The sequence below is a fragment of the Streptomyces glaucescens genome (assembly GCF_002154375.1).
GTDB lineage: Bacteria > Actinomycetota > Actinomycetes > Streptomycetales > Streptomycetaceae > Streptomyces > Streptomyces glaucescens.
The window spans coordinates 35,955-42,477 of sequence record NZ_MUND01000112.1 but is presented as its reverse complement, the minus strand read 5'-3'; the positions used below and the strand labels follow the sequence as shown (position 1 = coordinate 42,477).

Genomic DNA, 6,523 nt, shown 5'->3' with positions numbered 1-6,523 from the left:
CTTTGTCAGACAGGACCTAGAACCCGCGGCGGGGCGGTTTCCACCGCCCCGCCCGGGGCACGCATGCCGTAACCCCCCGAACACTCCGGGCAACCCCCGACCATTTCCGGGGAAAGGACGCAGCCCATGTCGGAAGCCGTCACCCACCCCGTCCGCACGGCCGGCCCCGGCCTCCTCGCGTCACTGGAGCCCCTGCTCAGAGAGTGGCTGCCGCGCCAGCGGTGGTTCGCCGGCAAGGGGCGTCCGGTCACCGGGTTCTCGCTGGTGGCGGCCACCGAACTGATGCCACCCGGCGGCCGGATCGGCCTGTACCACCTGCTGGTCCAGGTCCATCAGCCGCTCACCCCCGCCCAGGGCGCCGCCACGGGCCCCGGCGACTGCTACCAGCTGCTCATAGGCGTGCGCGAGGCGCTGCCGCCCCGGCTGGCGCCCGCGCTGATCGGCCATGTCACCAAGGGCCCGCTCGCCGGACGCACCGTCTACGAGGCCCTGTACGACGCCCGGCCCGCCGGTCTGCTCCTGGAGGCCCTGCGCACCCGGGCCCGCATCGGCGGGCTGTGCTTCGAGCGCGACCCCGGCCAGGAGATCCGGCCCGGCCTCGTCGCCCGCGCGGTGACCGCAGAGCAGTCCAACTCGTCCGTCGTCTATGGCGATACGTTCATCCTGAAGCTGCTGCGCCGGATCGTGCCCGGCGTCAACCCGGACCTGGAGCTGCCCCTCGCGCTGGCCCGCGAGGGCTGCCCCCGGGTGCCCGCGCCGACCGCCTGGCTCCGCGCGGAGCTGGGCGGCGAGCCGTACGTACTGGGCGTGCTCCAGCCGTTCGTGCAGGGCGCCGCCGACGGCTGGGAGCTGGCCCTGCGGGAGCTGGCCAAGGCCGAGGACTTCAGCGCGGAGGCGCGGGCGCTCGGGCGGGCCACCGCCGAGGTGCACACCGCGCTGGCCCGCGCCCTGCCGACCGTCACCCTCGGCCCGGCCCAGCTCCAGCCGCTGGTCGACGCCATGGTCGACCGCCTCGACGCCGCAGCCCAGGCGGTGCCCGCGCTGCGGCCGTACGCGCCGAGCCTGCGCACCGCCTTCGAGGCGGTGGCCCAGCTCGGCGCGGAAGGCCGCACCTGGACCGCCCAGCGCGTCCACGGCGACCTGCACCTCGGCCAGTGCCTGCGTTCACCGGCCGGGCAGTGGACGCTGATCGACTTCGAGGGCGAGCCGGCGAAACCGCTGGCCGAACGGCGGATGCCGCAGCCGGCCCTGCGGGACGTCGCCGGGATGCTGCGCTCCTTCGACTACGCCGCCCACTCCGTACGGCCCGGGGTGCCGGGCTGGGCGGAGAGCTGCCGGGCCGCGTACTGCTCCGGCTACGCGGAGGCCGGCGGGGGCGACCCGCGCCACGACCCGGTGCTGTTACGCGCGTACGAAACGGACAAAGCGGTGTACGAAGTGGTCTACGAGGCCCGGCATCGCCCCGACTGGCTCCCGGTGCCGCTGTCGGCGATACGGCGCCTGGCCTCGAACCCGTCGACCTGACCTTCCCTGACCCCTCCCAGGAGGCTCCGCCCGTGACTCCCCGCACCCCGTCCAGCGGTTCGGACCCGAAGCAGACGGCCGAGGACCGCTCCGCGCAGGATCGCTCCGCGCAGGAGACGGCGGCGAAACAGACGGTCCCGCGCCAGGCGACCGCGAAGAAGGCCGCCGCCAAGAAGACGGCCGCGAAGACGCCGGCACAGAAGGCGGTGGCCAAGAAGGCGGTCGCGAAGAAAGCCGCCGCCGAGACGGCGGTGGCGAAGAAGGCCGCCGCCGAGACGGCGGTGGTGAAGAAGGCCGTGGCGAAGAAAGCCGCCGCCAAGCAGGTCTCCGCGGAGACGGCGATCGTGAAGAAGGCCGTGGCGAAGAAAGCCGCCGCCAAGAAGGCCCCGGCCAAGGCTCCGGCGAAGAGCACGGCCAAGGCGCCCGCCACGACCGTGGCGAAGGCCGCGGTCAAGAAGGCGCCCGCCAGGAAGGCGCCCGCGAAGAAGGCGCCGGCGGGGCAGACCGCGGCCGAGGGGCCCGCCGCCGCGGAGGTCGCCGCGGCGGCGGTCCCCGCACCGTCCGTCGCCCTCGACGCCGCCGACCGCGAGCGGCTGCTGTCCGGCACCCATCACGACCCGCACTCCGTGCTCGGCGCGCACGCGGTGCCCGGCGGGGTCGCCTTCCGGGCGTTCCGGCCGTACGCCCGGTCGGTCACCGTCGTCTGCGGGGAGCTGCGGGCGGAGCTGCGCCACGACGGGCAGGGCTGCTTCTCCGCGCTGCTCCCCCTCCAGGCCGTGCCCGACGGGTACCGGCTGCTGGTGGCGTACGAGGAGACGGTCGTCGAGACCGAGGACGCGTACCGCTTCCTGCCCACCCTCGGCGAGCTGGACCTGCACCTGATCGGCGAAGGCCGGCACGAGGAGCTGTGGCGGGCGCTGGGGGCCGAGCCGATGACCCACCAGGGGGTGACGGGCACCCGCTTCACGGTGTGGGCGCCGAACGCCCGCGGGGTGCGGCTGGCCGGCACCTTCAACTACTGGGACGGCGCCGCGTACCCGATGCGGTCGCTGGGCGGCTGCGGGGTGTGGGAGCTGTTCGTGCCGGGGATCGGCGAGGGCGAGCTGTACAAGTTCGAGATCACCCGGCAGGACGGTTCGCGGACGCTGCGCGCGGACCCGATGGCCCGCCGCACCGAGATCCCGCCGAACACCTCGTCGATCATCCACGCCTCGCACCACGAATGGGGCGACGCACAGTGGCTGGCCCGCCGTGCGGAGCGGCCCGCGCACGAGGCGCCGTTCTCGGTGTACGAGGTGCACCTGCCGTCCTGGCGGCCCGGACTGACCTACCGCGAGCTGGCCGAACAGCTCCCGGCCTACGTCAAGGACCTCGGCTTCACCCATGTGGAGCTGATGCCGGTCGCCGAGCACCCCTTCGGCGGCTCGTGGGGCTACCAGGTCACCGGGTTCTACGCGCCCACCTCCCGGCTCGGCACCCCCGACGACTTCAAGTACCTGGTCGACAAGCTGCACCAGGCCGGCATCGGCGTCCTCATGGACTGGGTGCCGGCGCACTTCCCGCGCGACGACTGGGCGCTGGCCGAGTTCGACGGCAGGCCCCTGTACGAGCCGGCGGACCCGCGGCGGGCCGCCCACCCGGACTGGGGCACCCTGGAGTTCGACTTCGGGCGGCGCGAGGTGCGCAACTTCCTGGTCGCCAACGCCGTCTACTGGTGCGAGGAGTTCCACATCGACGGGCTGCGGGTGGACGCGGTCGCCTCGATGCTCTACCTGGACTACTCGCGCGAGCCGGGCCAGTGGGTGCCGAACGAGCACGGCGGCCGGGAGAACCTGGACGCGGTGGCGTTCCTGCAGGAGATGAACGCGACGGTCTACCGGCGGGTGCCGGGCGTGGTGACCATCGCCGAGGAGTCGACGGCCTGGGACGGCGTCACCCGCGCCACCCACCACAAGGGCCCGAGCGGTTTCGGCGGGCTGGGCTTCGGGCTGAAGTGGAACATGGGCTGGATGCACGACTCGCTCGAGTACATGTCCAAGGAGCCGGTGCACCGCAGGTACCACCACCACGACATGACCTTCTCGATGGTCTACGCCTACAGCGAGAACTACGTCCTCCCCATCTCCCACGACGAGGTGGTGCACGGCAAGCGTTCGCTGGTGTCGAAGATGCCGGGCGACTGGTGGCAGCAGCGCGCCAACCACCGCGCCTACCTGGGCTTCATGTGGGCCCACCCGGGCAAGCAACTGCTCTTCATGGGGCAGGAGTTCGCCCAGGGCGCCGAGTGGTCGGAGGAGCACGGCCCGGACTGGTGGCTCCTCGACCCGGCGTACGGCGCCGCGGCCGACCACCGCGGGGTCCGCGACCTGGTCCGGGACCTCAACGCCGTCTACCGGGCCACCCCGGCCCTGTGGGAGCGGGACGTCCACCCGGACGGCTTCCAGTGGATCGTCGGGGACGCCGCCGACGACAACGTCCTGGCGTTCCTGCGCCTGGACGCGGAGGGCGCCCCGCTCCTGTCGGTCAGCAACTTCTCGCCGGTGGTGCGCCACGACTACCGCCTCGGCGTTCCCGACGACATCCCCGCCTGGCACGAGGTCGTCAACACCGACGCCGCCCGCTACGGCGGCAGCGACGTCACGCGTCCCGACCCCGTCAAGCCGGAGGCCCAGGGGTGGCACGGCCGCCCCGCGAGCATCCGGCTGACGCTCCCGCCGCTGGCTACGGTGTGGCTGCGGCCTGCCTGAGCCCGTCCGGGAGGGCGCCGGTGTGCAGGATCCCGAGTCGCTGGGTGGCCCGGGTGAGGGCGACGTAGAGGTCGCTGGTGCCGTAGCGGGCGGGTTCGACGACCAGGACGGAGTCGAACTCCAGGCCCTTGGCCTGACGCGGGTCGAGCAGGACGACGGTCCGCGTCAGGTCGGGTTCGGCGCCGGCCGTCACCCCGTCCAGGCGTGCGGCGAGACGCCGGTGCAGGTCGCGCGGGGCGATGACGGCGAGCCGGCCTTCCGCCGGGGTGAGTTCGGCGACGGCCTTCCCGACCGCGCCGGGCAGGTCGTCGGTGGCCCGCACCCAGGGCCGTACGCCCGTCGAGCGCACCGAACTCGGCGGTGCGAAGTCCGGGTCCTCGGCCCGGACGACGGCCGCCGCGAGGTCCATGATCTCGGCCGGGGTGCGGTAGTTGACGCCGAGCCGGGTGTGCTCCCAGCGGTCCTCGACATACGGCTGGAGGATCTTCTCCCAGGAGCCGACACCGGCCGCCTCCGCGGTCTGCGCCGGGTCGCCGACCAGCGTCATCGAGCGGGTCGGGCTGCGCCGCATCAGCAGCCGCCACGCCATCGGCGACAGCTCCTGCGCCTCGTCGACGATGATGTGGCCGAACGCCCAGGTCCGGTCGGCCGCCGCGCGCTCGGCGGCGCTGCGGTGGTCGTCCTCCTCGTGCCGCTCGGCGAACCGCTCGGCGTCGATGATGTCGTGTGCCGACAGCACCTCGGAGGCCTCCGGGTCGTCCTCCTCCTTGTCCTCGAACTCGTAGGTCCGCGAGGCGAACGACACGTCGAGGACGCCCTGCGCGTACGCGATCTGCGTCGCCCGCTCCCGCTCGGCACGCGCCCGTGCCGCCCGGTCGTCCTCGCCCAGCAGCTCCGCCGCCTCGTCCAGCAGCGGCACGTCCGCGACCGTCCAGGCCCGGGTGACCGGGCGGCGGATCGCGGCGGCGTCCTCGTCGCAGACGTATCCCTCGGGGTCGGCGAGGAAGTCGGCGACCAGCCGCTGCGGGGTGAGCACCGGCCACAGCCGGTCGATCGCGGACCACACCTCGGGGTTCTCGGCGAGGTCGTCGCGGATCTGGGTGATGTCGGCGGGGTCCAGCAGGCTGGAGCCGTCGTAGGGGTCGGTGCCGATGCGCTCGGCGTACAGCTCGGTGAGGGTGTTGAGGATATGCCCCTCGAAGTGCTCGCGGGCCGCGTTGTGCGGCAGCTTGGCGGCCCGGGTCCGCTCCCGGGCCACGTTGACCAGGCCGTCGTCGAGCATCAGGACCTCCCGGTCGTGCTCGATCGCGATCACCGGGTCGGGCAGCGCCTGCCGGTCGCGTACGACGGCGGCGAGCACGCCCGCCATCTCGGCGCGGCCCTTGACCGCGGCGGCCTCGGGGGTGTCCGTGGCCGTGGCCTTCACGCCCGGGTACAGCTCGCCCACGGTCGCCAGCAGCACCCCGGTCTCGCCGAGGGAGGGCAGCACCTCGCCGATGTAGCCGAGGAAGGCCGGGTTGGGGCCGACGATCAGCACGGCCCGCTTGGCGAGCAGCTCCCGGTGCTCGTAGAGGAGGTAGGCGGCGCGGTGCAGGGCGACGGCCGTCTTGCCGGTGCCCGGGCCGCCCTCCACCACCAGCACCCCGCGGTGCGGGGCCCGGATGATCTCGTCCTGCTCGGCCTGGATGGTCTGCACGATGTCGCTCATCCGGCCGGTGCGCGCGGAGTTCAGCGCGGCGAGCAGCACGGCGTCTCCGCTGGGGTCCTCGTGCCCGGTCCGCTCCCGGTCGCCCAGGTCGAGAATCTCGTCGTGCAGGGCGGTGACCGTCCGGCCCTCGGTGGAGATGTGCCGGCGGCGGCGCAGGCCCATCGGGGTGTGGCCGGTGGCCAGGTAGAAGGGCCGGGCGACGTCCGCGCGCCAGTCGATGAGGATCGGTGTGCGCTCGGCGTCGTCGGCCCGGAGCCCGATCCGGCCGATGTGGTGGCGGACCCCGGAGGCCTGGTCGATCCGGCCGAAGCAGAGCGAGCCATCCACCGCGTTCAGCGCGGCGAGCAGCCCGGACCGCTCGGCGACCAGGATGTCCCGCTCCAGCCGGGCCTGCATCGGCTTGTCGCCCTGGGAGAGAGCGTCCGTCACGGAGGACTCGGCCTCGCCGCGGAGGATGTCGACGCGTGCGTAGAGCTCGTCGATGAATTCCTGCTCCTGACGCATTTCATCGTCTGGAAATTCGGAGTTTGACAATTCCGCTCCC

3 protein-coding genes are annotated in these 6,523 nt (G+C 73.4%); 2 read left to right on the top strand and 1 reads right to left on the bottom strand.

What is annotated here, in order from left to right; translation table 11 throughout:
* Positions 1–126 precede the first annotated feature (126 nt).
* Both CCN42_RS08400 and glgB read left to right on the top strand, forming a co-directional pair.
* On the top strand, positions 127–1,524 hold the full coding sequence (locus CCN42_RS08400; RefSeq protein WP_086734214.1) for a maltokinase N-terminal cap-like domain-containing protein: 1,398 nt from the start codon (positions 127–129) through the stop codon (positions 1,522–1,524).
* Between the two features lie 32 nt (positions 1,525–1,556).
* Entirely contained in the window at positions 1,557–4,271 is a 2,715-nt protein-coding gene (gene glgB / locus CCN42_RS08395; RefSeq protein ID WP_086734212.1) for a 1,4-alpha-glucan branching enzyme, read from the top strand.
* On the opposite strand, the gene CCN42_RS08390 is transcribed toward glgB, so the two are convergent.
* Positions 4,246–6,483: a HelD family protein gene (locus tag CCN42_RS08390; protein WP_211294655.1), complete on the bottom strand. Its 2,238-nt coding sequence runs from the start codon at positions 6,481–6,483 to the stop codon at positions 4,246–4,248. The genes glgB and CCN42_RS08390 overlap by 26 nt on opposite strands.
* Positions 6,484–6,523 lie beyond the last annotated feature (40 nt).

Bases quoted from the DNA above. Each gene is read 5' to 3' on its own strand.
- CCN42_RS08400 (WP_086734214.1), top strand. From the start codon at position 127: ATGTCGGAAGCCGTCACCCACCCCGTCCGCACGGCCGGCCCCGGCCTC.
- CCN42_RS08390 (WP_211294655.1), bottom strand. From the start codon at position 6,483: ATGCGTCAGGAGCAGGAATTCATCGACGAGCTCTACGCACGCGTCGAC.